Below are 1,864 nucleotides of genomic sequence, written 5' to 3'. Positions count from 1 at the left end.
GTTAAACCCGTGGCGATTCAGCTCCGGTGCTGACCATAGGCAGGGAACGCGACAGCATAATCAACGACAGCCTGTTCAGTTGCGTCGTCGGTACGATTTTTGAGATTGGGAGCGCGCCGGCTGCGGTTAATCAGCGCATCCACACCGCCTTCATCAGCCAGTTCGCGATAACGGTAAAACGTATCACGGGAGACGCCCATTATTTTACAGGCTTTAGAGACGTTGCTGAGTTCTTCAGCCAGATTGAGCAAACCCGTTTTGTGTTTGATGACGGGATTGGTAGTATGAAGCATGAGAGTTACCTCGTGTTTTGTATAAGGATTCGACACCCATATCAAAACCGGTAACTCTCAACCTTTCAAGGTCATATGTCAGATCAAGTCGCGACTAATACACATTAACGAATATTTGACAGATATTCAAGATGGTTGTCGTCGAAGCCGTTATCAAAAATCAACGTATCATCTGCATATATTTTCCCTGAAGAAAAGATCATATCAAGATGGTGACTTCCTTTTTTTCCGCCGCCAAACCCGAGATGTAGTCCGGGATGCCTCTCTTCAAAGCCTGCATTCCTTCCGTGTAATTTTTTAACACCCATGTTTGTGCCGATACCGTATTCTTCTATAATACGGTTTCCTTCATTGTTATCCAGATAATTTCTGAAATCACGACCAAATTTATCATTGTCTGACTCGAAACTGATGAGTTTACTGTCTTCTATTTTTAACGTGACAAGGTTTTTTGCTACTCCGTACTTTGTTGCGAAAGGGATAGTGCTTAAAAATGTTCCGCTAAAGACGATTTCACCATTAAGATTTCTCACGTGACTGGCTATTTCACCAGGGGTGATATCTATGTTTCCTTTCCCTGAAACCGATGTCCATTTATGCGTGTTTTCAAGCGTTCCGTGTAACTTATTGCCCCGCTCATCCTCGAATACTATTGTTTCTGCGTTACTGAGTATTTTTATCAGGCGGTTATTTCTTTGCTCTATCCTGTCAGGATGCTCTGAGAAAGCTTCACTGAAGAACTCGCCATAATCTTTAAAAAGAATGGATTTTTTCCAGTGAGTGGTAAGAATGGGTTTTAATGGTGTAATGAAATCTGGCGTTATTACCTGATGATTTTCTTTTGTTGATGACGAGTAAACAAGCATGAAAATATCACAGAGCGCTATGTGCTCTTCCGTTTTTCTGGCTGGCTGGATTTCTATGTTTTTTGTATCCACCTTAAACAAGGTGTTTATCGATTTTATCTTTATGGCTTCACTAAGGGACTCATGATCATTATCATATCCAAGAAACACGGATATTTTTTCTTTTTTTTTATCTTTTCGCTAAGTTCAGGGTGGTGTGTCAGGCAGTAAAACATATTATCGATTGATTTTTCCATATACCATTACCTCATGGTAAAAGGCAGGAGTATCTCCTGCCAGAGTAAATGATTAAAGCCAGAGAGCCGTTCCAAACGGGACAACCGCATCCGCCTCCATCATTTCGACAGCGGCATCGTGAGTTTCTTCTTCAAACCACTGACTCAGATCGATTTCTTTATTTTCCATATTGCTCACCTTATTTGTATTTACTGGATAGATTCTGTCTTCATCTCAGCGTCGTCGTACAGTGACGCGTCATTATTAACATACGGATAACATCAAAAATTGCATTGTTTTTATGCGACCAGTTTGTCAGGAAATGAAAAGATGTGATCTTTATCACCGTTAACAAAGGATCCATGGGGGGCAGCACAATACCATCCTGCTAATGGATGTGCCTGCGAGAATGATGACGCATTTTTTTAATGCCTGAAATTATTTTTAGTATTACGCAGTCCGAAAAAAGGCTCTGTTGCAAAAATCTGG

At 41.1% G+C, this 1,864-nt stretch carries 1 protein-coding gene and 1 pseudogene; both read right to left on the bottom strand.

Translation table 11 applies throughout. The features are described from left to right. Positions 1–20: 20 nt before the first annotated feature. A pseudogene (locus AB1287_RS22050) lies at positions 21–293 on the bottom strand (helix-turn-helix domain-containing protein); the annotation flags it as partial. Between the two features lie 104 nt (positions 294–397). Further along, positions 398–1,309 carry a leucyl aminopeptidase gene (locus tag AB1287_RS22045; RefSeq protein WP_435619113.1) on the bottom strand — a complete coding sequence of 304 codons (912 nt, stop codon included), beginning with the start codon at positions 1,307–1,309 and terminating at the stop codon, positions 398–400. Positions 1,310–1,864 lie beyond the last annotated feature (555 nt).

Source organism: Scandinavium sp. UTDF21-P1B (assembly GCF_040750395.1).
Classification (GTDB): Bacteria; Pseudomonadota; Gammaproteobacteria; order Enterobacterales; family Enterobacteriaceae; genus Scandinavium.
The sequence above is the reverse complement of the archived record's forward strand: the minus strand, read 5'-3'. Positions and strand labels throughout refer to the sequence as shown.